This is a genomic window from Variovorax sucrosi, assembly GCF_051216635.1.
Classification (GTDB): Bacteria; Pseudomonadota; Gammaproteobacteria; order Burkholderiales; family Burkholderiaceae_C; genus Variovorax.
Map to the genome: position 1 here is coordinate 473,788 of NZ_JBPJZU010000001.1, position 21,627 is coordinate 495,414.

General features: G+C 66.8%; 18 protein-coding genes. 15 read left to right on the plus strand and 3 right to left on the minus strand.

The window, feature by feature from the left end; all coding sequences use genetic code 11:
- The first annotated feature begins 8 nt into the window (after positions 1-8).
- The gene (locus ACSFBE_RS02140) at positions 9-656 is read left to right on the plus strand and encodes a protein-methionine-sulfoxide reductase heme-binding subunit MsrQ (RefSeq protein WP_435488895.1); all 648 of its coding nucleotides are present in this window, start codon (positions 9-11) and stop codon (positions 654-656) included.
- A gap of 16 nt (positions 657-672) precedes the next feature.
- On the opposite strand, the gene lysA is transcribed toward ACSFBE_RS02140, so the two are convergent.
- Together lysA and lptM are read right to left on the minus strand one after the other, a co-directional pair.
- The gene (lysA, locus tag ACSFBE_RS02145; protein ID WP_435488716.1) at positions 673-1,950 is read right to left on the minus strand and encodes a diaminopimelate decarboxylase; all 1,278 of its coding nucleotides are present in this window, start codon (positions 1,948-1,950) and stop codon (positions 673-675) included.
- The gene (lptM, locus tag ACSFBE_RS02150) at positions 1,947-2,195 is read right to left on the minus strand and encodes an LPS translocon maturation chaperone LptM (RefSeq protein WP_435488717.1); all 249 of its coding nucleotides are present in this window, start codon (positions 2,193-2,195) and stop codon (positions 1,947-1,949) included. Before lptM ends, lysA begins: the two co-directional genes overlap by 4 nt.
- A 36-nt stretch (positions 2,196-2,231) precedes the next feature.
- Between lptM and cyaY the strand changes: the two genes are divergently transcribed.
- On the plus strand, positions 2,232-2,561 hold the full coding sequence (cyaY, locus tag ACSFBE_RS02155) for an iron donor protein CyaY (RefSeq protein WP_435488718.1): 330 nt from the start codon (positions 2,232-2,234) through the stop codon (positions 2,559-2,561).
- Positions 2,562-2,571: 10 nt separating this feature from the next.
- On the opposite strand, the gene ACSFBE_RS02160 is transcribed toward cyaY, so the two are convergent.
- Positions 2,572-4,968: a penicillin-binding protein 1A gene (locus ACSFBE_RS02160; protein ID WP_435488719.1), complete on the minus strand. Its 2,397-nt coding sequence runs from the start codon at positions 4,966-4,968 to the stop codon at positions 2,572-2,574.
- A gap of 243 nt (positions 4,969-5,211) precedes the next feature.
- Between ACSFBE_RS02160 and ACSFBE_RS02165 the strand changes: the two genes are divergently transcribed.
- The 13 genes from ACSFBE_RS02165 (at position 5,212) to ACSFBE_RS02225 (ending at position 21,594) form a co-directional block, all read left to right on the plus strand.
- Positions 5,212-6,291, plus strand: coding sequence for a pilus assembly protein PilM (locus ACSFBE_RS02165; RefSeq protein ID WP_435488720.1), 1,080 nt, complete (start codon positions 5,212-5,214; stop codon positions 6,289-6,291).
- Positions 6,288-6,932 carry a PilN domain-containing protein gene (locus ACSFBE_RS02170; protein ID WP_435488721.1) on the plus strand — a complete coding sequence of 215 codons (645 nt, stop codon included), beginning with the start codon at positions 6,288-6,290 and terminating at the stop codon, positions 6,930-6,932. The genes ACSFBE_RS02165 and ACSFBE_RS02170 overlap by 4 nt, the downstream gene beginning before the upstream one ends.
- A gap of 11 nt (positions 6,933-6,943) precedes the next feature.
- Positions 6,944-7,621 carry a type IV pilus inner membrane component PilO gene (locus ACSFBE_RS02175; protein ID WP_435488722.1) on the plus strand — a complete coding sequence of 226 codons (678 nt, stop codon included), beginning with the start codon at positions 6,944-6,946 and terminating at the stop codon, positions 7,619-7,621.
- Positions 7,618-8,157 (plus strand): pilus assembly protein PilP, encoded by a 540-nt coding sequence (locus ACSFBE_RS02180; RefSeq protein ID WP_435488723.1) that lies wholly within the window; start codon positions 7,618-7,620, stop codon positions 8,155-8,157. The genes ACSFBE_RS02175 and ACSFBE_RS02180 overlap by 4 nt, the downstream gene beginning before the upstream one ends.
- A complete protein-coding gene (locus tag ACSFBE_RS02185) occupies positions 8,154-10,316 on the plus strand; it encodes a type IV pilus secretin PilQ (protein ID WP_435488724.1) in 2,163 nt (720 codons plus the stop codon). The genes ACSFBE_RS02180 and ACSFBE_RS02185 overlap by 4 nt, the downstream gene beginning before the upstream one ends.
- Positions 10,317-10,328: 12 nt before the next feature.
- Positions 10,329-10,904 (plus strand): shikimate kinase, encoded by a 576-nt coding sequence (locus tag ACSFBE_RS02190; protein ID WP_435488896.1) that lies wholly within the window; start codon positions 10,329-10,331, stop codon positions 10,902-10,904.
- 36 nt (positions 10,905-10,940) lie between these two features.
- Positions 10,941-12,050: a 3-dehydroquinate synthase gene (gene aroB / locus ACSFBE_RS02195; protein WP_435488725.1), complete on the plus strand. Its 1,110-nt coding sequence runs from the start codon at positions 10,941-10,943 to the stop codon at positions 12,048-12,050.
- A gap of 24 nt (positions 12,051-12,074) precedes the next feature.
- On the plus strand, positions 12,075-13,208 hold the full coding sequence (locus ACSFBE_RS02200; protein ID WP_435488726.1) for a deoxyguanosinetriphosphate triphosphohydrolase: 1,134 nt from the start codon (positions 12,075-12,077) through the stop codon (positions 13,206-13,208).
- A complete protein-coding gene (locus tag ACSFBE_RS02205; protein WP_435488727.1) occupies positions 13,205-14,464 on the plus strand; it encodes an MFS transporter in 1,260 nt (419 codons plus the stop codon). The genes ACSFBE_RS02200 and ACSFBE_RS02205 overlap by 4 nt, the downstream gene beginning before the upstream one ends.
- On the plus strand, positions 14,461-15,078 hold the full coding sequence (locus tag ACSFBE_RS02210) for a DUF1415 domain-containing protein (RefSeq protein WP_435488728.1): 618 nt from the start codon (positions 14,461-14,463) through the stop codon (positions 15,076-15,078). Before ACSFBE_RS02205 ends, ACSFBE_RS02210 begins: the two co-directional genes overlap by 4 nt.
- Entirely contained in the window at positions 15,075-15,935 is an 861-nt protein-coding gene (locus tag ACSFBE_RS02215) for a class I SAM-dependent methyltransferase (RefSeq protein ID WP_435488729.1), read from the plus strand. The genes ACSFBE_RS02210 and ACSFBE_RS02215 overlap by 4 nt, the downstream gene beginning before the upstream one ends.
- 26 nt (positions 15,936-15,961) lie before the next feature.
- On the plus strand, positions 15,962-16,657 hold the full coding sequence (locus tag ACSFBE_RS02220; protein WP_435488730.1) for a transposase: 696 nt from the start codon (positions 15,962-15,964) through the stop codon (positions 16,655-16,657).
- Between the two features lie 197 nt (positions 16,658-16,854).
- Positions 16,855-21,594 (plus strand): glutamate synthase-related protein, encoded by a 4,740-nt coding sequence (locus ACSFBE_RS02225; RefSeq protein WP_435488731.1) that lies wholly within the window; start codon positions 16,855-16,857, stop codon positions 21,592-21,594.
- Positions 21,595-21,627 lie beyond the last annotated feature (33 nt).

Consider the following 21,627-nt stretch of genomic DNA (forward strand, 5'->3'; position numbering starts at 1 on the left):
TGAACAGCGTGAACAAACTGCTGCTGCACCCGGTTGCGAAGCCGCTGGCCTTCGTCGCGTGCCTGCTGCCTTTCGCCTGGCTCGTGTGGGGCGCCTTCACCGACGGGCTGGGGGCGAATCCGGCGGAATACCTGATACGCGCCACTGGCGACTGGACCTTGCGCTTCCTGTGCATCGTGCTGTCGGTGACGCCGCTGCGGGTGATGTTCAAGCTCACCGGCCTGGCGCGCTACCGGCGCATGCTGGGGCTCTTCGTGTACTTCTATGTCGTCGTTCACTTGCTGAGCTACGGCTGGTTCGACATGGGCTTCGAGCTCGGCGAGATCGCCAAGGACATCGCCAAACGGCCGTTCATTCTGGTCGGCTTCTCGGCCTTCGTGCTGCTCACGCCGCTGGCGGCCACCTCCTTCAACCGGGCCATCAAGGCGCTGGGTGCGAAGCGGTGGCAACGGCTGCACAAGCTGGTCTACCTGATCGCCGCGCTCGGCCTGCTGCACTTCTTCTGGATGCGCGCCGGCAAGAACAACTTCGCGGAAGTGTTCGTCTATGCGGGCATCGTCGCGGCGCTGCTCGGCTGGCGCATCTGGCACGTCGTGCGCCAGAAGCAGGCCGCGGCGCGGCCGTCGGCCCTGCCGCGCGTCCAGCCCTCCAAGTAGGGCCGGGCGGCGCGCTTCAGTCGAAGCGTTCGCTGCGCAGTTGGTCGTCGACGCTTTCGCGCCGGCGGATGAGGCTGGCGCGGTCACCGTTCACCAGCACTTCGGCGGCGCGGCCGCGCGAGTTGTAGTTGCTGGCCATCGCCATGCAGTAGGCGCCGGCCGAGAGCACGGCGAGCAGGTCGCCCTCGCGCACGTTCAGGGCGCGGTCGCGGCCGATCCAGTCGCCGCTCTCGCAGATCGGGCCGACCACGTCGTAGGTCGTGGCGTGGCCCGACGCCCGTGCAGCCACCGGCACGATCTGGTGGAAGGCCTGGTACATCGCCGGACGCGGCAGGTCGTTCATCGCTGCATCGACGATGCAGAAGTTCTTGTCCTCGCCCGGCTTGGTGTAGAGCACCTCGGTCACGCAGACACCGGCATTGCCGACCAGCGAGCGCCCTGGCTCGACAATCAGCTTGCGACCCCCGAAGCCGCGCGCATCGAGGCGTGCGAGCAATTGCTTCCACAGCACGTCGGCGGCCGGTGGCGTGTCGTGGTTGTAGTCGATGCCCAGGCCGCCGCCGAAATCGAGGTGCTGCAGTGGAATGCCGGCTTGCTCGATGGTCTCGACCAGGTCGAGCACCCGCTCGAGTGCGTCGAGGTACGGCGAGGCTTCGGTGATCTGCGAGCCGATGTGGCAGTCGATGCCGACCACCTCGATGCCCGGCAGCGAGGCCGCATGGCGATAGGCCTGCAGCGCCCGGTCGTGCGCGATCCCGAACTTGTTGCCCTTGAGGCCGGTCGAGATATAGGGGTGCGTCTTCGGATCGACGTTGGGATTGATCCGGATGCTGATGCGGGCGCGCTGTTGTGCTTCGAGCGCCACGGCGTTGAGCACGTCCAGCTCGGCGTCGCTCTCGACGTTGAAGCAGGCGATGCCCATCGAGAGCGCCTGCCGCATCTCGTCGCGCGTCTTGCCGACGCCGGAGAAGATCACCTTGGCCGGGTCGGCGCCGGCGGCCAAAACTCGCGCCAGCTCGCCGCCCGAGACGATGTCGAAGCCGCAACCGGCTTCGGCGAAAACGCGCAGCACGCCGAGCGACGAGTTGGCCTTCATTGCGTAGCAGACCAGTGCGTCCCGGCCCTCGAAGCCGCGGCGGTAGGCCGACAGTGCCTCGAGCATCCACTGCTTGGAGTAAACGAACAGCGGCGTGCCGTGCTCACGGGCGAGCGCGGCGAGCGACATCGCTTCGACATGGAGCGAACCGTCGCGCACCGCGACCTGCGGATGCCCGGGCAGGGACGATGCCGTCATCGCGCCCCCCCGGTGCTCGCCGGCGAACTGCTCGCCGGTGCTGCTGGGGGCACTGCAGCCGCATCGGCGGGCGCAGGCGCCACCGGCGCGCTGCCGCTGCCGTCGCCGTTGCGCACCGACGGCACGAGCAGGCTGGGAAGCGTGGCGCGGTCGGCGGCCTCCGGGACGGTGGGCAGGTACAAAGGGCCCTTGAGGCCGCAGCCCGCAAGCCCGACCCCGATGGCGCAGAGGCCAAGGGTGCTCATTAGAATTTGACGGACGTTCAACATCGCGAAATTGTAATGACCGACCCCGAGTACATGGATCGTGCGGAATCCGCCTTGGCTGCCATCGAGCGCGCCTGCGACCGCATCAACGACGCCACCGAGGCCGACATCGACAACCAGCGTGTCGGCGGGATGATCACGCTGAGCTTTCCGAACGGGAGCCAGCTGATCGTCAACCTGCAGAAGCCACTGCAGGAAATCTGGCTGGCCGCCCGATCCGGTGGCTACCACTACCGGCACGACGGCACGGCCTGGGTCGACACCAAGACCCGGGAGGAGTTCTTTGCGAATCTCTCGCGGGAGGCGTCGCTGCAGGCCGGTATTCCGCTGAACTTCTCGGCCTGAGCATCCCGACTCAGTTGCGGAACAGGTCGAGGATGCGGTTGCGCTCTTCGGGCGGCGGCGGGGCGCCGATCGGTGCTCCGACGGCTGCTTCGGCGCTCGGTGAGGACTCGGCCACGCCCACACTCGCGACGCTGCGGCCCGGACCGTAGTCGTCGTAGTACCACTCGCCGCCGGCATTGATCACGCCGGCGGGTGGGGTGGGCTCGGTCACCGGAACGCCCTTGAGCGCGGTTTCCATGAAGCTGATCCAGATCGGCAGGCTCAGGCCGCCGCCGGTCTCGCGGTCGCCGAGCTTGCGCGGCGTGTCGTAGCCGATCCAGGCGATGGCGGTCATCGTCGGCTGGAAGCCGGCGAACCACGCGTCCAGGGAATCGTTGGTGGTGCCGGTCTTGCCGTAGATGTCCGGGCGCTTGAGGGTGGCCTGCGCCTTCGCGGCGGTGCCGCCGCTGGCGACCGACTGCAGCAGGCTGTCCATGATGAAGGCGTTGCGCTGCGGAATGGCGCGCATGCTTTCGTTGAGCAGCGGCGGCTGGGTCTCGACCAGCACCTTGTCCTTGTGGTCCGTCACCCGGGTGATCAGGTAGGGATTGACACGGTAGCCGCCGTTGGCGAACACCGAATAGGCGGTCGCCATCTGCATCGGCGTGACCGAGCCGGCGCCGAGCGCCATGGGCAGGTAGGCCGGGTGCTTTTCCTTCTCGAAGCCGAAGTTGCCGATCCAGTCCTGGGCGTAGCGCGTGCCGATCGATTGCAGGATGCGGATCGACACCATGTTCTTGGACTTCATCAGCGCCCGGCGCATCGACATCGGGCCTTCGAAGCCGCCGTCGTAGTTCTTGGGCTCCCAGGGCTGGCCGCCGGTGGTGCCGGCGTCGAAGAACAGCGGGCCGTCGTTGATCACGGTCGCCGGCGAAAAGCCCTTTTCGAGCGCAGCCGAATAGATGAAGGGCTTGAAACTGGAGCCCGGCTGGCGCCAGGCCTGCGTGACGTGGTTGAACTTGTTCTTGCCGAAGTCGAAGCCACCGACCATCGCCTTGACCGCGCCGTCGCGCGGATCGAGCGCCACGAAGGCGCCTTCGACCTCGGGCAGTTGCGTGATCTCGAAGGTGTTCTTCGGGGTCCGTGCCACGCGGATCACCGCGCCGCGGCGAACCTTGATGTTGGGCGGCGCCTTGTCGGAGAGCCCCGATTGCGCAGGCTTGAGCCCTTCGCCGTTGATCTGCAGGGTGTCGCCGTTCGCGCGCACGGCCGTGATCTCCTTCGCGTTGGCCTTCAGCACCACCGCCGACATCACGTCGCCGTTGTCCGGATGTTCGGCGAGGGCATCGTCCACCGCTTCGTCGAGCTCCTTCGGGTCGTCCGGCAGATCGACGAACTTCTCGGGGCCGCGGTAGATCTGGCGGCGCTCGTAGTCCATGATGCCCTTGCGCAGCGACTTGTACGCTGCTGCCTGGTCGGCGGCCACGAGGGTGGTGTAGACCTTCAGCCCGCGCGTGTAGGTGCTGTCGCCGTACTGGCTGTACATCAGCTGGCGCACCGTTTCGGCCACGTATTCGGCATGCAGCCGCGTCGGGTCGGCGGCGTCGCGCAGGTGCAATTCTTCCTTCTTGGCTTCCGTGGCCTGTTCGGCCGTGATGAAGCCGGCGTCGCGCATGCGGTCGATCACATAAAGCTGGCGGCCCCGGGCCCGCGAGGGGTTGCTCACCGGGTTGTTGGCGCCTGGCGCCTTCGGGAGGCCGGCCAGCATCGCGGCCTGGGCGATCGTGATGTCCTGCAGCGGCTTGCCGAAGTAGGCCTCCGAGGCGGCCGCGAAACCGTAGGCGCGGTTGCCCAGGTAGATCTGGTTCAGATAGATCTCGAAGATCTGGTCCTTGCTGAGCAGATGTTCCAGCTTGAAGGTCAGTAGCACTTCGTAGATTTTGCGCGTGAGCGTCTTCTCGGAGCTCAGGTACACGTTGCGCGCCACCTGCATCGTGATGGTGGAGGCGCCCTGGCTCTTAACCCGGTTCATGTTGGCGAGGCCGGCGCGGACCAGGCCCTTGTAGTCGACGCCGCCGTGGTCGTAGAAGCGCGCATCCTCGGCGGCCAGAACGGCGTCCTTCATCACCTTCGGAATGGTGGCGATCGGCGTGAGGTTTCGGCGCTCTTCACCGAACTCGCCGATCAGCGTGCCTTCGGACGAGAACACGCGCAGCGGGAGTTTGGGCCGGTAGTCCGCGAGTTCGGAAATGTCCGGCAGATTGGGATAGGCCACCGCCAGGGCGACGGCGATCACGCAGGCCAGCGCCACCGCCCCGGCCGCGACGATGCCGGCGCTCCAGAGCAGGAGGCGAATGAGCCACGTCAGCCACCAGGGGCGTGCCGGAGCGGTCTTGGGGCGCCGCGCGGGGCGAGAGGAATCAGACATGTGGGGGGGCTGGGTCACCGCGCATTATAAAAACGAGGGACGGTGCAAGCGGGGACTTGCTTTCGTCGGAAGACTACTAAAGACGTATCGCGTCACGTAAGTTGCAGAAGGGAACAGGTGCGTTAACTTTTGACAACGATGCGGCGAGTGCGGGTTCGGGATTGCTGGAGGTCGTGGGATGTTGCTGCTAGCATGCAACCATACGCAATTTTTTCCAATCGTTACAAACGGATGGGATCGACCTTGACCGCCTTCGGATCGTTGTTTCGTCGTCAGCCCGCACCGTTGGTGGGGCTGGACGTGAGTTCGTCCAGCGTCAAACTGGTCGAACTGGGGCGCGATCCCGGCGGAAAGCTGGTTCTGGAGCGTTGCGCCATCGAGCCGTTGGAGCGCGGCTGGATCACCGATGGCAACGTCGAGAAGTTCGACGAGGTCGCCGAAGCGGTCCGCCGAGCGGTGCGCAAGAGCGGCACCAAGACCCGCAACGTGGCACTCGCGCTGCCGCCCTCGGCCGTCATCACCAAGAAGATCATGCTGCCTGGCGGCATGAGCGAGCAGGAGCTCGAACTGCAGGTCGAGTCCGAGGCCAACCAATACATTCCCTTCTCGCTGGATGAAGTGAGCCTGGACTTCTGCGTCATGGGCCAGAGTGCCAATTCGGCGGGCGACGTCGAGGTGCTCATCGCCGCCTCTCGCAAGGAGAAGGTACAGGACCGCCAAGGCCTGGCCGAAGCAGCGGGCCTCAAGGCCATGATCCTGGACGTGGAGTCCTATGCCTCCCGACTGGCCACCGCGCGCCTGATCGAGCAATTGCCTGGCCAGGGCCGCGATGCGGTAGTGGCGCTGTTCGAAGTCGGCGCCTACACGACCAGCATGCAGGTCTTGCGCAATCAAGAGGTGCTGTACGACCGCGACCAGGCATTCGGTGGCGCCCAGCTGACCCAGCTCATCGTGCGTCAATACGGGTTTTCCGTGGAAGAGGCGGAGGCCAAGAAGCGAAGCGGCGACCTGCCCGATGACTACAACGCGGGCGTGCTCAAGCCCTTCGTGGCCAGCATCGCCCAGGAAATCGCGCGCGCGCTGCAGTTCTTCTTTACCAGCACGCCGCACAACCGGGTCGACTACGTGCTGTTGGCCGGCGGATCGGCGGCACTTCCGGGGCTGACGAGCGCGGTCACGCGCCAGACATCTTTCGCCTGTTCGCTGGTGAATCCATTCGATGGCATGGGGTTCGGCTCGGGCATTCGCGAGAAGAAGGTCAAGCGCGAGGCGCCCTCGTACCTGACGTCGTGCGGCCTGGCGATGCGGAGGTTCCTGCAGTGATCCTGATCAACCTACTGCCGCACCGCGAGGCGGCGCGCAAGCGTCGCCGCGAGAGCTTCTACGCCACGCTCGGGGCGGCGGCGTTGCTGGGCGGGCTCATCGCGGGTGCTGCCTATGTCTGGTACCAGGCGCAAATAGCGAGTCAGCAGGCGAAGAACAACTACCTGACGTCCGAGATCAAGAAGCTCGAATCCGAGATCAAGGAAATCTCGACGCTGCAGGCTGAAATCGCCGCCCTCAAGGCGCGTCAGCAGGCGGTGGAAGACCTGCAGGGCGACCGCAACATGCCGGTGCACCTGCTCAATGAACTGGTGCGTCAGCTGCCGGATGGCGTCTATCTGGCCAGCATGAAGCAGGACGATCGGGCCGTGACGCTGCAGGGCATGGCGCAGTCGAACGAACGGGTGTCCGAATTGCTGCGCAATCTGGGCAACAGCAGCCCTTGGCTGGTGAAGCCCGAACTGGTCGAAATCACCGCCGGCACCGTGGCGCTGACCCCGCGCGACCAGCGCCGCGTGGCGAACTTCACCATGCGCATCGGGTTGAAGCGGCCGACGGACGGACAGAAGCCCGAGGGCGGTGCCGGTTCGGTGCCGGCAAGAGGGGCCGGCGGCACTGCCGCCGCTCCGGTCAAAGGTTAAGGGGCCCGCGAATGGCGACCAAGAAATCAGCTCCCCGCGTCGACGTCGGCGATGCGTTGCGGCGCGTGGCCGAGCAGTTCCAGGGGCTCAATCCCAACGACCCGTCGGTCTGGCCGGCTGCGCCGCGCTACCTGCTGTGCGTTGCGATCACGGCGCTCGTGCTGGTGGCCCTGTGGTTCGTCTGGCTGACGAATTCGAACGACGAACTGGAGGCGGAGCGCGCCAAGGAAGTCACGCTGCGCGTCGACTACCAGAAGAAGGTCGCCCAGGCGGCCAACCTCGACCTCCTGAAGAAGCAGCGTGAACAGGCGCAGCAGTATGTGACGCTGCTCGAAAAGCAGTTGCCCAGCAAGGCGGAAATGGACGCGCTGCTTTCCGACATCAACCAGGCCGGCCTGGGCCGCAGCCTGCAATTCGAACTGTTCCGCCCGGGACAGGTGGCCGTTCGCGACTACTACGCCGAGCTGCCGATCGCCGTCCGCGTGAGCGGCAAGTACCACGACATGGGCGCTTTCGTCGCCGATGTGGCCAACCTGTCGCGCATCGTCACCTTGAACAATCTGTCGATCACGCCGCAGAAAGACGGCGCGCTGACCATGGATGCCACCGCGCGAACCTACCGCTACCTCGACGATGAAGAGCAAGCGACGCAGCGGCGCGCGGCGGCTTCCGGAGCGAAGAAAAAATGAGATGCGCCAAAGCGTTGGGGCTCTGCGCCGTGGTGACGGTTCTCAGCGGATGCTGGGGTTCCGAGCAACAGGATCTGCAGCAATGGATGGCCGAGGAGCGCGCCAAGGTGCGCCCCACGGTGCAACCCCTGGCCGAACCCAAGAAGTTCACCCCGCAGGCCTATACCGAAGGTGCGGCGTTCGAGCCCTTCAACAGCCAGAAGCTGACGCAGGCCCTGCGGCGCGACTCGGCCCAGCCCAGCACGTCCGGGCTGATCGGGCCCGAGCTGACGCGGCGCAAGGAGGCCCTCGAGTCCTATCCGCTCGATGCGATGGCCATGGTCGGCAGCATGAATCGCAGCGGTCGGCCGGTGGCGCTGATCCGTGTCGACAAACTGCTCTATCAGGTGCGCGTGGGCAACTACCTGGGCCTGAACTACGGGCGCATCACCCATATCAACGAAACCGAACTGGCCTTGCGTGAAATCGTGCAGGACGCCGCCGGTGAATGGATCGAACGCGCGGCGACGCTGGAACTGCAAGAGAGGTCGAAATGAGTCAACAACAAGCAATGGTCGTTCGGTGGGTCCGCGGCGCCGGCCTCGCGCTCGGGATGCTCGCAGCCATGGCTGGAGCCCAGGCGCAGAACGCCATCGAGTCGGTCACGACCTCGATGCAATCGGGCGCGGAAGTCGTCCGCATCGACCTCACGCAAGCGCTGTCCGCGCCACCGGCGGGCTTCGCCATTCAGACGCCGGCGCGCATTGCGCTGGATTTCCCCGGGGTGACCAATGCCATCGGCCGCTCGGCGGTCGAGGTCAATCAGGGCAATCTGCGCTCCATCAATGTCGTTCAGGCCGGCGAGCGCACGCGGCTTGTCCTCAACCTGAAGCAGGCCACCGCATACAAGACCGAGATCCAGGGCCGGTCGCTGCTGGTGGCGCTGGAACCAGTGGCGGGTGCGGCCTTGGCAACGTCGGCATCGGCCAGCTTTGCCGAAAACCGCAACCGTGACACCTTGCCACTGCGCGACGTGGATTTCCGGCTCGGCGCCGACAACACCGGTCGGGTGATCGTCGATCTGGCGAACAACCAGGTGGGCGTCGATATCCGTCAACAGGGCAAGAACCTGGTTGTCGAATTCACCAAGTCGACGCTTCCCGAGGGGCTGCGGCGCCGCCTCGATGTCTCGGACTTCGGGACCCCGGTGCAACTGATCACCGCCCAGCAATCCGGCGACCGCGTGCGCATGACCATCGAGCCCAAGGGCGAGTGGGAGCACAGCGCCTACCAGAGCGAAAACCAGTTCGTGGTGGAAGTCCGTCCGCGCAAGGTCGACCCGACCAAGCTCACGCAGGGCGTGGGCTACAGCGGTGAAAAGCTCTCGCTGAACTTCCAGAACATCGAGATCCGCTCGCTGCTGCAGGTCATCGCCGACTTCACGAACTTCAACATCGTCACCTCCGATTCCGTGACGGGTGCCCTGACGCTGCGCCTCAAGGACGTACCCTGGGACCAGGCGTTGGACATCATCATGCAGGCCAAGAACCTGGGCCTGCGCAAGAACGGCAGCGTGCTCTGGATCGCTCCCAAGGACGAGATCAACGCCAAGGAGAAGATGGAGTTCGAGGCCAAGGCGGCGATCGAAACCCTCGAGCCCCTGCGCACGCAGTCGTTCCAGCTCAACTACACCAAGGCCTTGATCATTGCGCAGGGCCTGACCGGCACCGGCGCCAGTTCGGGCGGCGGCGGCGGCGGCGGTTCCAATGCGACCCGCATCCTGAGCCCGCGCGGCAGCGTGATCGCCGAGTCGCGTACCAACCAGCTGTTCGTGTCCGACGTGCCGACGCGTCTGGCACAGGTGGCCGAGCTGATCCAGAAGCTCGACGTGCCGGTGCGCCAGGTGCTGATCGAGGCGCGCATCGTCGAGGCCTCCGACACCTTCGGCCGGTCGCTGGGGGTTCGCCTGGGCGGCGGGGCCATCAACTCGCGCACGGCGATCGGCACCTATCCCAACGTGACCGGCGGCGGCACGACGACCACGGTGACGAACGGCGTGGCCACATCCACCAGCACCAGCCCCAACGTCAGCTTCCCGCAATTCACGCAGAGCAATTTCGTCAGCCTGCCGTCCACCGGCGTGTCCGGCAACGGCAACGACCCCGGCACCTTCGCGATCTCGCTCTTCAACTCCAGCCTGTCGCGCATGTTGAACCTGGAGATCTCCGCGCTCGAGGCGGACGGCAAGGGCAAGGTGGTGTCCAGCCCGCGCGTCGTGACGGCCGACCAGACCAAGGCGCTGATCGAGCAGGGCACCGAACTGCCCTACCAGGTCGCCACCTCCAGCGGCGCGACGTCGATCGCCTTCCGCAAGGCGAACCTGAAGCTGGAAGTGACGCCGCAGATCACGCCGGAAGGCAACATCATCCTGACGCTGGACGTCAACAAGGACACGGTGGGCCAGGCCACGACCGCGGGCTTCGCGATCAACACGAAGCACGTGCAGACCGAGGTGCTGGTGGAGAACGGTGGCACCGTCGTCATCGGTGGTATCTTCGAGATGACCGAGACGAACAACGAATCGCGTATTCCGGTGTTGGGTGAAGTGCCCTTTCTCGGCGCCCTGTTCCGCACCCGCGATCGCACCTACAACAAGACCGAAATGCTGGTTTTCATTACGCCGAAGATGATCACCGACCGCAACGCCGCACGTTGATGAAGCGTGGAGATTGCTAGCGTCGTCGGAGCACCGACGGTCGCTCTCGTCGGTTTGCCCGGTTCGGGAAAGTCCGCCGTCGGCCGGCGGCTCGGGCAGCAGCTGGGGTGGCGCTTCGTCGACACCGACCACTGCATCGAAGATCGCATCGGCTGCACCATCCGGGAATACTTCGATCGCGAAGGCGAGGACGCCTTTCGTGACGTCGAGGAAGAGGTGCTTGCCGAGTTGACCTCGTCGGTTCGGCAGACTGTGATGGCCACCGGAGGCGGCTCGGTGCTGAGGGTGTCGAACCGGCAGCACCTGCGCGAGCGGACCCATGTCGTCTACCTGCGTTCGTCGCCCGAAGAACTGCTCAAGCGGCTGCGCCACGACACCAAGCGGCCCCTGCTGCAGGTGGCCGATCCGCTCCAGCGCTTGAAGGATCTCCATGCGGTGCGCGATCCGCTCTACTGCGAGATCGCCCACACCACCGTCGATACCGGCCGACCGTCGATCGCCATGCTCGTCGGCACCATCGTGCAGCAGCTCGCCCAGGCCGGCATCGTCCTCCCCGCGCCGGCACCGGACGGTGACCCGACGCCTTGAGCCGCGCGCCCCGCCGCAGCGCCTAAACTTGCGGACATGCTCACACCGGTTTCTCCCGCGGCGCCTCAGCGTGTCGACATCGCGCTCGGCGATCGCAGTTATCCGATCCTGATCGGCGCCGGGCTGCTCGGCGATGCCGTCAGCTTCGACGGCCTGCCGCCCGCGGCGAGCGCAATGATCGTCACGAACACCACTGTCGGGCCGCTCTACCTGCCCGCGCTTCAAAAGGCGCTGGCCGGGCGATTCGCCGCGGTGCATGTGCTCGCGCTGCCGGACGGCGAGGTCCACAAGGACTGGACCACGCTGAACCTGATCTTCGACGCCCTGCTGCAACACGGGTGCGACCGGAAGACGGTGTTGTTCGCGCTTGGCGGCGGCGTGGTCGGCGACATGACCGGCTTTGCCGCTGCGAGCTACATGCGCGGCGTGCCCTTCGTGCAGGTGCCGACGACGCTGCTGGCGCAGGTCGATTCGTCCGTCGGCGGCAAAACGGCGATCAACCATCCGCTGGGCAAGAACATGATCGGCGCCTTCTACCAGCCGCAGCGGGTGCTGTGCGACCTGGCGACGCTGACGACCCTGCCGCCGCGCGAGCTCAGTGCCGGCCTGGCCGAGGTGATCAAGTACGGGCCGATCTACGACATGGCCTTCTTCGACTGGATCGAGGCGAACCTGCCGGCGCTGCGGGCGCAGGACCCGGCCGCACTGGCGCACGCGGTGCGGCGCAGTTGCGAGATCAAGGCCGAGGTGGTCGGCCAGGACGAGCGTGAAAGCGGCCTGCGGGCGATACTGAATTTCGGCCACACCTTCGGCCACGCGATCGAATCGGCGCTCGGCTATGGCGAGTGGTTGCATGGCGAGGCCGTGGGTTGCGGCATGGTGATGGCAGCGCACCTTTCGCAACGGCTGGGCGGCGTCGACGAGGCTTTCGTGCGGCGCCTGACGGCCTTGATCGAACGGGCCGGGCTGCCGACCGTCGCGCCGCGTTTCGGCGCCGAACGCTACCTCGAACTGATGCGGGTCGACAAGAAATCCGAGGCGGGCGAGATCCGCTTCGTCGTCATCGACGCGCCGGGCTCCGCCGTGATGCGGGCCGCGCCCGACGCGATGGTGCGCGAGGTGCTGGCGGCCTGTGGTGCGGCCTGAGGCGATGGGGTTCGGGCGCGCGCGATGACCGAACTCGCCCCTGTCGCCAGCCATGCAGCGCGTTCGCGCGGCCGCCGCCATGCGGAGCCACCGGCCCCCACGCGCGACGCCTTTCAGCGCGACCGCGATCGCATCGTCCACTCCACCGCCTTCCGCCGGCTGGTCTACAAGACGCAGGTCTTCCTCAACCACGAAGGCGACCTGTTCCGCACCCGGCTCACGCATTCGCTGGAGGTGGCACAGCTGGCGCGTTCGATCGCCCGGGCGCTACGGCTGAACGAGGACCTGGTCGAGGCGATCGCGCTGGCCCACGACCTCGGTCACACGCCCTTCGGCCATGCCGGCCAAGACGCGCTGGACGCCTGCATGGCGGGCCACGGCGGCTTCGAGCACAACCTGCAGAGCCTGCGGGTGGTCGATGCGCTCGAGCACCGCTATCCGCAGTACGACGGCCTGAACCTCAGCTTCGAGACCCGCGAAGGCATCCTCAAGCATTGCTCGCGCGCCAATGCCGAGCGCATCGAAGCCGCCGAGCCGAACGGCGTCGCCCGGCGCTTTCTCGAGCGGACGCAACCCAGCCTGGAAGCGCAGCTGTGCAACCTGGCCGACGAGATCGCCTACAACGCGCACGACATCGACGACGGCGTGCGCTCGGGGCTGATCGGCATGGAGCAGCTGGCCGAGGTCGAACTCTTCGAGCGCTACCGCTGCGAGGCGCTGGCCGAGCATCCGGCGCTTGCCGGGCGCCGCATGCTCTATGAAACCATCCGCCGGATGCTGAGCGCGCAGGTCTACGACGTGATCGACGCCACGCGCGCGGCCATCGACGCCGCGTCGCCGGCCGACGCCGACGCCGCGCGGCAGGCCGGGCCGCTCGTGCTGTTCGGCGATGCCATGCGTGCACAGTCGGTGGCGCTCAAGCGCTTCCTGTTCCGCGATCTGTACCGCCACCCCCAGGTCATGCAGACCACGACGCAGGCGCAAGAAGTGGTGCGCGCACTGTTCACGGCCTACCTCGACCGGCCTGCGGAAATGCGGCCGTCCTTCGCCGAGCGCGTCGACCGGCCGCGCGCCGTGGCGGACTACATCGCCGGCATGACCGACCGCTTCGCCATGCGCGAGCACGAGCGTCTCACCGGGCGCGCATGGACCGCATGAGCCGAACCCGGAACGCCGGCCGTGGCCTGCCGCTCCCCACCCTGGCCGTGCTGGCCGCGGGGGTGAGTGCGGCCCTGCACCTGGGCAAGTTGCCGCCGGCGGTCAGTGCGCTGCAGGCTTCGCTCGGCCTCGGGCTGGTGCAGGCCGGCTTCCTGCTGGCGCTGGTGCAGATCGCCGGCATGACGCTCGGCCTGCCCATGGGGCTCGCGGCCGACACGATCGGCCTGCGTCGCAGCCTGCTCGCAGGCCTGGCCTTGCTCACCCTGGCGAGTCTGCTCGGCGGCGCGGTCGGCGCGCTGGGCCTCACCGGCGACACGGCCATCGGCTGGCTGCTTGCACTGCGGGCGTTCGAGGGCCTGGGTTTCCTGCTGGTCGTGATGCCCGCGCCGGCGTTGATCCGCGCCACGGCGCCGCCCGACCGCGAAAAGGCGGCGCTTGGCTGGTGGGGTGCCTACATGCCGCTCGGCGTGGCGCTCGCGCTGCTGATCGGCCCGTTCCTGATCGGCGCCGCCGGTTGGCCGGTCTGGTGGTGGGCGCTGGCCGCCGTCTCGGCCCTGGCGGCGATCGGCGTCATGCGGTGGGTGCCGAAGTCGCCACGCGCGACCGGCGCGCCGCGCGATGCGAGCTGGCACGGCCGCCTGCGCGGCACGGTCGGTTCGACCGGCCCCTGGCTGGTCGCCGCCGCCTTCGCGGTGTATTCGGCGCAGTGGATCGCCGTCATCGGATTCCTGCCGTCGATCTACACCGGCGCCGGCGTGCCGGCCGGCCTGAGCGCAGTGCTCACCGCCTGCGCCGCCGCCATGAACATCGGCGGCAATGTGCTTGCTGGCCGTTGGCTGCAACGCGGCACGCCGCCGGGCCGGCTGCTGCACTGGGGCTATGCGGCGATGGCGGTGGGTGCGGCGGCCGCCTTCGCCCAGGTCGGCACCGGCGCCGACGCGGTGGGGCTGCCGCCGGTGCTGCGCTATGGCGCGGTCTGCCTGTTCTCCCTGGCCGGCGGCATGGTGCCGGCGACCTTGTTCGTGCTGGCGGTGCGGGTCGCGCCCGGTGCATCGATGGTCGCCACCACCGTCGGACTGATGCAGCAGGCCTCCGCACTGGGGCAGTTCGCAGCGCCGCCGCTGGTCGCCTGGCTGGCGCACCGCGTCGGCGGGTGGCAGTGGACCTGGGCCGTCACCGGCGTCTGCGCGCTGGCCGGCATCGGTCTGGCAACCGGGCTCGCGCGTCGCGTCGCGCCGGCGGGAGTGCCCGCGTGACGAACAGGGCCCCTGCAGCCGCTGGCGTGCCGACCTCGTCCGGCGCTGAGACAATCGCTGCCGCCCAAGCCGAAGCCGACACGCGCCACTGGCTAGAAACTGCGGTCATCGGCCTCAACCTGTGCCCCTTCGCCAAGGCGGTGCATGTGAAGCGGCAGATCCACTACGCGGCGCACCTGGCCTCCGACGACGACGCCGGCCTCCTGGATGCGCTCCTGGCCGAGGCCCGGGCGCTGGCGGAACTTCCCGCGTCCGAGCGCGACACCACCCTCTTGATGGCACCGAACACCTTGGCCGATTTCCTGGACTTCAACGATTTCACCGCGCGCGCGGAGCAGCGGCTGGCGCGCGCTGGTTTCGAAGGCGTGATGCAACTGGCGAGCTTTCATCCGCGCTTCCAGTTCGCGGGCACCGAGGCGGACGACATCGGCAACGCGACCAACCGTGCGCCGTACCCGACGCTGCATCTGCTGCGCGAGGAGAGCATCGACCGCGCGGTGGAAGCCTTCCCGGACCCGGAGGCCATCTTCGAGCGCAACATCGAGACATTGGAGGCGCTGGGCGCCAGCGGATGGGCCGCGCTGAACGTCGGCCCGGGCGGAGCGGTGCGATGAGCAAGGTCGACAAGGCGGCCAAGGCCGAAGCCGACGTGCTGCAGGAACTGCGGCCTGGGCAGTCCGTCGAACTGCTTAAGGAGCTGCACATCCTCACCCGCGAGGGCCGGCTCAACCAGGATTCGCGCCGCAAGCTCAAGCAGGTCTACCACCTGTTCCAGTTCATCGAGAAGCTGCTGCGCGAGCTGCCGGAGGAGGGCGCCCACGCCACGCTGGCCGACCACGGCGCGGGCAAGTCCTACCTCGGCTTCATCATCTACGACCTGTTCTTCAAGGCACTGGGCGGTGGCCATGTCTACGGCATCGAGACCCGCAGTGAGCTGATCGAGAAATCGCGCACTCTGGCCACGCGTCTTGGCTTCGACCGCATGGCCTTTCTCAACCTGACCGTGGCCGAATCGACCCATGCGAGCGAGCTGCCCGCGCAGATTGACGTGGTGACCGCCCTGCATGCCTGCGACACCGCGACCGACGACGCCATCGCGTTCGGGCTGGCGAAGCAGGCGAAGTTCATGGTGCTGGTGCCGTGTTGCCAGGCCGAGGTCGCGGCCTGTCTGCGCCAGACCAAGGCGCTGGCCCTGTCGCGCACGCCGCTGGCCGAGCTGTGGCGGCATCCGTTGCACACGCGCGAAATCGGCAGCCAGCTCACCAACGTGCTGCGTTGCCTGTACCTCGAGGCGCAGGGCTACCAGGTCACGGTGACCGAACTGGTCGGCTGGGAGCACAGCATGAAGAACGAGCTCATCATCGCGCGGCGGACCGGGCATCCGAAGGCCAGCGCCGCCGAGCGGCTGCGCAGCCTGCTGGCGGAGTTCGGCCTGTCGTCGCTGCTGGAAACGCGCTTCCGCCTGCCCTGACGTCTGCTCGCCTGACCCGCGCCGCCATGGCTCGCCTGCCCCGACTCTCGCTGGCCGACCAGCTGCACCACGTCATCCAGCGTGGCAACAACCGCCAGGCCATCGTCATCGACAACGTCGACCGGGAGCGGTTGTTGGCGCTGTGGGCCGAGCACGCCCCGCGCTTCGGCGTCGCCCTGCATGCCTATGTCCTGATGGACAACCACTTTCATCTGCTGGCAACGCCCACCACGGCGGAGGGCCTGCCGAAGTTCATGCAGGCGGTCGGGCGCAGCTACGTCCGCAGCTTCAACGATCGCCACGGCCGCAGCGGCACGCTGTGGGAGGGGCGCTACCGCGCCACGGTGCTACAGGCGGAACGCTACCTGCTGCCGTGCATGGTCTACATGGATCTCAACCCGGTCCGCGCTGGCATGGCCGTCGAGGCACGCGACTTTCCGTGGTCGAGCCACCCGCACTACGTCGGTCTGCGCACCGACCGCTTCCTGACGCCACATCCGCTGTATTGGACGCTGGGCAACACGCCCTTCGCACGTGAGGCAGCGTATGCCGAACGGGTGCGCGTCGGCATCGCCGCACACGACCAGCAATTGCTGACCGAGTCCGCGCTGCAAGGCTGGGCCGCGGGCGACGAGCGCTTTGTCGCTCAGTTGCAGGAGGCGACCTCGCGGCGCCTCGTCAAAGCCCGAGCCGGTCGGCGTCCGCAGTTGCCCCGCGCCTGAGCGCCTGAGCACGGGGGTGGCGGACTCGCAGGATCGATACTCTCGAAGTCATTCAATATGTCCCCGATTAATGCTCGAATAAATTAATCTGGATTTATTGAGTATCTGACCCCAAATAAAGTGCTTGGCATTGTTTGTGCAACGCAATATCCTCCCTTTCCCTGCGAAATTTCCGCGATGAATGAAGGAGTGCGTCCATGACGACGGAAGCCGAGATCCAGTACCTGGAACAACACGGGCTGTATTCGTCCAGCCACGAGCATGACGCTTGTGGCCTGGGCTTCGTGGCGCACATCAAGGGCGAGAAGCGGCACGACATCGTGACGCAGGCGCTCAAGATCCTCGAGAACATCGACCATCGCGGCGCCGTCGGTGCCGACAAGCTGATGGGCGACGGCGCCGGCATCCTGATCCAGATCCCTGACGCGCTGTACCGCGAAGAAATGGGCAAGCAGGGTGTCGAGCTCCCGCCCTATGGCGAATACGGCGTCGGCATGATCTTCCTGCCCAAGGAGCACGCCTCGCGCATGGCCTGCGAGCAGGAGATGGAGCGTGCCATCAAGGCCGAAGGCCAGGTGCTGCTGGGCTGGCGCGATGTGCCGGTCAACCGCGACATGCCGATGTCTCCGGCGGTGAAAAAGACCGAGCCCATCCTGCGCCAGGTCTTCATCGGCCGCGGCAACGACGTCATCGTGCAGGACGCGCTCGAGCGCAAGCTGTACGTCATCCGCAAGACCGCCAGCGCCAACATCCAGAACCTGGAACTCAAGCACAGCAAGGAATACTACGTTCCGAGCATGTCGAGTCGCACCGTGGTCTACAAGGGCCTGCTGCTGGCCGACCAAGTGGGCGTGTACTACCTCGACCTGTCCGACGAGCGCTGCATCTCGGCCATCGGCCTGGTGCACCAGCGCTTCTCGACCAACACCTTCCCCAAGTGGCCGCTGGCCCACCCGTACCGTTACGTCGCCCACAACGGCGAAATCAACACGGTGCGCGGCAACTACAACTGGATGAAGGCGCGCGAAGGCGTGATGGCCTCGCCGGTGCTCGGCCCCGACCTGAAGAAGCTGTACCCGATCAGCTTCGCGGGCCAGTCCGACACCGCCACCTTCGACAACTGTCTCGAGCTCATGACGATGGCCGGCTACCCGATCAGCCAGGCCGTGATGATGATGATCCCGGAGCCCTGGGAGCAGCACGAGAAGATGGACGAACGCCGCCGCGCCTTCTACGAATACCACGCCGCGATGATGGAGCCGTGGGACGGCCCGGCCTCGATCGTCTTCACCGACGGCCGGCAGATCGGCGCCACGCTCGACCGCAACGGCCTGCGCCCCTCGCGCTACTGCGTGACCGACGACGACCTGGTCATCATGGCGTCGGAATCCGGCGTGCTGCCGGTGCCGGAGCACAAGATCGTCCGCAAGTGGCGGCTGCAGCCCGGCAAGATGTTCCTGATCGATCTGGAGCAGGGCCGCATGATCGACGACGACGAGCTCAAGGCCTACGTCGTCAACACCAAGCCCTACAAGCAGTGGATCGAAAACCTGCGCATCAAGCTCGACAGCGTCGATGCGCCGGCCGCCGAAGCGCCTGCCAGCGCGGTCTCGCTGCTCGATCGCCAGCAGGCCTTCGGCTACACGCAGGAAGACATCAAGTTCCTCATGTCGCCGATGGCGCAGGCCGGCGAAGAGGGCATCGGTTCGATGGGCAACGACAGCCCGCTGGCGGTGCTGTCGAGCAAGAACAAGACGCTCTACAACTACTTCCGGCAGATGTTCGCCCAGGTGACGAACCCGCCGATCGACCCGATCCGCGAAGCGATCGTGATGTCGCTCAACAGCTTCATCGGCCCCAAGCCGAACCTGCTGGACATCAACCAGGTCAACCCGCCGATGCGGCTGGAAGTGAGCCAGCCCATTCTCGACTTCGCCGACATGGCGAAGCTGCGCGACATCGAGCAGCACACGCAGGGCAAGTTCCGCAGCACGACGCTCGACATCACCTACCCGGCCGACTGGGGCCGCGAGGGCGTCGAAGCCAAGCTGGCCTCGCTCTGTGCGGAGGCAGTCGATGCGATCAAGGGCGGCAGCAACATCCTGATCGTGAGCGACCGCGCAGTCAGCGCGACGCAAGTGGCGATCCCCGCGCTGCTGGCGTCCAGCGCCATCCACCAGCATCTGGTGCGCGAGGGCCTGCGCACGACGGCCGGCCTGGTGGTCGAAACCGGCAGCGCCCGTGAAGTGCATCACTTCGGCGTGCTGGCAGGCTACGGCGCCGAAGCCGTGCATCCGTACCTGGCCATGGAAACGCTCGCCGCGATCCACGAGGACCTGCCGGGCGACCTGTCGGCCGAGAAGGCCATCTACAACTATGTGAAGGCGATCGGCAAGGGCCTGTCGAAGATCATGTCCAAGATGGGCGTGAGCACCTACATGAGCTACTGCGGCGCCCAGCTGTTCGAGGCCATCGGCCTGAACGCGAACACGGTGGACAAGTACTTCACCGGCACCGCGAGCCGCGTCGAAGGCATCGGCGTGTTCGAGATCGCGGAAGAGGCGCTGCGCATGCATGCGGCCGCCTTCGGCGACGACCCGGTGCTGGCCAGCATGCTGGATGCCGGTGGCGAGTACGCCTGGCGCACCCGCGGCGAAGACCACATGTGGACGCCGGACGCGATCGCGAAGCTGCAGCACAGCACCCGCGCCAACAACTGGAGCACCTACAAGGAATACGCCCAGATCATCAACGACCAGAGCCGCCGCCACATGACGCTGCGAGGCCTGTTCGAATTCAAGATCGATCCGAGCAAGGCGATTCCGGTCGAGGAGGTCGAGCCGGCCGCCGAGATCGTCAAGCGCTTCGCCACCGGCGCGATGTCGCTGGGCTCGATCTCGACCGAGGCGCATGCCACGCTGGCCGTGGCCATGAACCGCATCGGCGGCAAGAGCAACACCGGCGAAGGCGGGGAAGACCCGGCGCGCTACCGCAACGAGCTCAAGGGCATCCCGATCCAGCAGGGCGACACGCTCAAGAGCGTGATCGGCGAGGCGAACGTCGAGGTCGACCTGGCGCTCAAGCCCGGCGATTCGCTGCGTTCGAAGATCAAGCAGGTGGCCTCGGGCCGCTTCGGCGTCACCGCCGAGTACCTGAGCTCGGCCGACCAGATCCAGATCAAGATGGCGCAGGGCGCCAAGCCCGGCGAAGGCGGCCAGCTGCCTGGCGGCAAGGTGACCGAGTACATCGGCAAGCAGCGCTACTCGGTGCCGGGCGTGGGCCTCATCAGCCCGCCGCCGCACCACGACATCTATTCGATCGAAGACCTGGCGCAGCTCATCCATGACCTGAAGAACGTCGCGCCGCACGCCAGCATCAGCACGAAGCTGGTGAGCGAGGTGGGCGTGGGCACGGTGGCCGCGGGCGTGACCAAGTGCAAGAGCGACCACCTGGTGATCGCCGGCCACGACGGCGGCACGGGCGCGTCGCCCTGGTCGTCGATCAAGCATGCCGGCGGCCCCTGGGAGATCGGCCTGGCCGAGACCCAGCAGACGCTGGTGCTGAATCGCCTGCGCGGGCGCGTGCGGGTGCAGGCGGACGGCCAGATGAAGACCGGCCGTGACGTCGCCATCGGCGCGCTGCTGGGCGCCGACGAGTTCGGCTTCGCCACGGCGCCGCTGATCGTCGAGGGCTGCATCATGATGCGCAAGTGCCACCTGAACACCTGCCCGGTGGGCGTGGCCACGCAGGACCCGGTGCTGCGCAAGAAGTTCTCTGGCAAGCCCGAGCACGTCGTCAACTACTTCTTCTTCATCGCCGAAGAGGTGCGCCAGATCATGGCCCAGCTGGGCATCCGCAGCTTCAACGAGATGATCGGCCGGGCCGACCTGCTCGACATGAAAAAGGGTGTCGCGCACTGGAAGGCCAGCGGCCTCGACTTCAGTCGCCTGTTCGCGCTGCCGAACGTGCCGGACGACGTGCCGCGCTTCCATGTCGAGAACCAGGACCACGGCCTCGAGCACAACCTGGACACCAAGCTGATCGAGAAGTCGCGTGCGGCCATCGACAAGGGCGAGAAGGTGCAGTTCATCGAGGTGGTCCGCAACGTGAACCGCACCGTCGGCGCCAAGCTGTCGGGCGCGCTCACGCGGGTGCACCCCGAGGGCTTGCCGGACGATTCGATCCGCATCCAGCTGGAAGGCACGGGCGGCCAGTCCTTCGGCGCCTTCCTGGCCCGCGGCATCACGCTGTACCTGATCGGCGACGCCAACGACTACACCGGCAAGGGCCTGTCGGGCGGCCGCATCGTGGTGCGACCGAGCCTGGACTTCCGTGGCGAGGCGGTGCGCAACACCATCGTCGGCAACACCGTGATGTACGGCGCCACCACCGGCGAAGCGTATTTCTGCGGCGTGGCCGGCGAGCGTTTCGCGGTGCGTCTGTCGGGGGCGACGGCAGTCGTCGAAGGCACCGGCGACCACGGCTGCGAATACATGACCGGCGGCACCGTCGCGGTGCTGGGCAAGACCGGCCGCAACTTCGCGGCCGGCATGAGCGGCGGCGTCGCCTTCGTCTACGACGAGGACGGCCAGTTCGCTTCGCGCTGCAACCTGTCGATGGTCTCGCTCGAGAAAGTGCTCACCACCGCCGAGCAGACGGCCACGGTCAAGAAGTCGATCTGGCACAACGGCGTGACCGACGAGGCGCAGCTGCGCAAGCTGCTGGAAGACCACCACCGCTGGACCGGCAGCAAGCGTGCGCGCGAACTGCTGGACGACTGGACGGTGAGCCGCACGCGCTTCGTGAAGGTGTTCCCCAACGAATACAAGCGCGCCTTGGCGGAAATCCATGACCGCAAGATGGAACTGGCCAGCAGCGGCAACAACGCGCACGTGGGCCTGGAGCCGCACGCGGTGCGCAAGACCGCTGCGGCCTGAGCCGCCGCAGAAGACGTCTCAGAAGAACAAAGG

Bases quoted from the DNA above. Each gene is read 5' to 3' on its own strand.
- lysA (WP_435488716.1), bottom strand. From the start codon at position 1,950: ATGACGGCATCGTCCCTGCCCGGGCATCCGCAGGTCGCGGTGCGCGAC.
- lptM (WP_435488717.1), bottom strand. From the start codon at position 2,195: ATGAGCACCCTTGGCCTCTGCGCCATCGGGGTCGGGCTTGCGGGCTGC.
- cyaY (WP_435488718.1), top strand. From the start codon at position 2,232: ATGACCGACCCCGAGTACATGGATCGTGCGGAATCCGCCTTGGCTGCC.
- ACSFBE_RS02160 (WP_435488719.1), bottom strand. From the start codon at position 4,968: ATGTCTGATTCCTCTCGCCCCGCGCGGCGCCCCAAGACCGCTCCGGCA.
- ACSFBE_RS02175 (WP_435488722.1), top strand. From the start codon at position 6,944: ATGGCGACCAAGAAATCAGCTCCCCGCGTCGACGTCGGCGATGCGTTG.
- ACSFBE_RS02180 (WP_435488723.1), top strand. From the start codon at position 7,618: ATGAGATGCGCCAAAGCGTTGGGGCTCTGCGCCGTGGTGACGGTTCTC.
- ACSFBE_RS02185 (WP_435488724.1), top strand. From the start codon at position 8,154: ATGAGTCAACAACAAGCAATGGTCGTTCGGTGGGTCCGCGGCGCCGGC.
- aroB (WP_435488725.1), top strand. From the start codon at position 10,941: ATGCTCACACCGGTTTCTCCCGCGGCGCCTCAGCGTGTCGACATCGCG.
- ACSFBE_RS02200 (WP_435488726.1), top strand. From the start codon at position 12,075: ATGACCGAACTCGCCCCTGTCGCCAGCCATGCAGCGCGTTCGCGCGGC.
- ACSFBE_RS02205 (WP_435488727.1), top strand. From the start codon at position 13,205: ATGAGCCGAACCCGGAACGCCGGCCGTGGCCTGCCGCTCCCCACCCTG.
- ACSFBE_RS02215 (WP_435488729.1), top strand. From the start codon at position 15,075: ATGAGCAAGGTCGACAAGGCGGCCAAGGCCGAAGCCGACGTGCTGCAG.
- ACSFBE_RS02220 (WP_435488730.1), top strand. From the start codon at position 15,962: ATGGCTCGCCTGCCCCGACTCTCGCTGGCCGACCAGCTGCACCACGTC.
- ACSFBE_RS02225 (WP_435488731.1), top strand. From the start codon at position 16,855: ATGACGACGGAAGCCGAGATCCAGTACCTGGAACAACACGGGCTGTAT.